This window comes from Streptomyces sp. Ru62 (genome assembly GCF_002920615.1).
Lineage (GTDB): Bacteria > Actinomycetota > Actinomycetes > Streptomycetales > Streptomycetaceae > Streptomyces.
Window position 1 is genome coordinate 1 of sequence record NZ_PQSU01000097.1, and the last position, 833, is coordinate 833.

The 833-nt window shown below is 68.8% G+C and carries 1 protein-coding gene; it reads right to left on the reverse strand.

Going from position 1 to position 833, the window contains the following annotated elements; all coding sequences use genetic code 11:
- A protein-coding gene (locus C3492_RS43855; protein ID WP_374938440.1) for an IS5 family transposase occupies window positions 1–760 on the reverse strand; the annotation gives its coding sequence in 2 pieces (ribosomal slippage) (window positions 1–409 and window positions 409–760; 761 coding nt annotated over the 2 pieces). This gene is flagged as partial in the annotation.
- Between the last annotated feature and the right edge of the window lie 73 nt (window positions 761–833).

Here is an 833-nt window from a genome sequence, read left to right on the forward strand (position 1 = left end):
AGGAACGCTTCGTGGATGTCTGCTCGTCGTTCCCAGCGCACACGCAACCGGCGGAAGCCGTGGAGCCAGGCAAAGGTCCGCTCGACCACCCACCGGTAGACGCCGAGGCCGGAGCCGTGCCCGGTGCCGCGCCGTGCGATGGCGGGCACGATGCCGCGGGCACGGACCTGCTTGCGGTAGCAGTCGTGGTCATAGCCGCGGTCCCCGTAGAGCGTCACCGCTCTGCGACGCGGTCGGCCGACCCGGCCACGGACGGGCGGGACGGCATCCAGCAGCGGCAGGAGCTGGGTGACATCGTTGCGGTTGCCGCCGGTCAGGATGACGGCGAGCGGTGTTCCATGCCCGTCGGTGATCAGGTGGTGTTTGGAGCCGGCCCGGCCCCGGTCGACCGGCGACGGGCCCGTCGCGAGCCCCCTTTTAACGCCCTGACGTGCGAAGAATCGACCACACAGCGGGACCAGTCCAGCTTCCGTTCCGCGTTCAGCTCGGCCAGCAGCACCTCGTGCAGCCGCTGCCAGACCCCGGCCTCGTTCCAGTCCCGCAGCCGCCGCCAGCACGTCATACCCGAACCGAACCCCAGCTCCTTCGGCAGGTACTCCCACTGGATGTCCGTGTGCAGCACGTACAGGATCCCGCACAACACCTGCCGGTCCGGCAACGGCTTCCGGCCCGGATACCGGAACCGACGCTCCCTCTTCGGCAACAGCGGCTCGATCCGCTCCCACAACTCATCCGACACGATCCACGGTGACGCCCCCATGCACCGGCAACGGCTCAACCGGCCGCACAGACACGGTCTACGGCACCACCTCACCTCATTGTGTTAGCCGCTG